This is a genomic window from Gilliamella sp. M0364, assembly GCF_016100565.1.
Classification (GTDB): Bacteria; Pseudomonadota; Gammaproteobacteria; order Enterobacterales; family Orbaceae; genus Gilliamella; species Gilliamella apis.
Genome location: NZ_JACFSF010000032.1, coordinates 1 through 403 on the forward strand (window position 1 = coordinate 1; position 403 = coordinate 403).

Annotated in this window: 1 pseudogene; it reads right to left on the bottom strand. The window is 44.7% G+C overall.

The features are described 5' to 3' along the window. Positions 1–403: pseudogene (locus H3U96_RS11125) on the bottom strand (IS4 family transposase); the annotation flags it as partial.

Sequence of the window (403 nt, forward strand, 5' to 3'; positions counted from 1 at the left end):
AACATTGCTCTGAAAGCGGGAACGCTTTCTCATAAAGAGTAACAGAACGACCGTGTAGTGCGACTGAAGCTCGCAATACCATAAGTCGTTTTTGCTCACGAATATCAGACCAGTCAACAAGTACAATGGGCATCGTATTGCCCGAACAGATAAAGCTAGCATGCCAACGGTATACAGCGAGTCGCTCTTTGTGGAGGTGACGATTACCTAACAATCGGTCGATTCGTTTGATGTTATGTTTTGTTCTCGCTTTGGTTGGCAGGTTACGGCCAAGTTCGGTAAGAGTGAGAGTTTTACAGTCAAGTAATGCGTGGCAAGCCAACGTTAAGCTGTTGAGTCGTTTTAAGTGTAATTCGGGGCAGAATTGGTAAAGAGAGTCGTGTAAAATATCGAGTTCGCACAT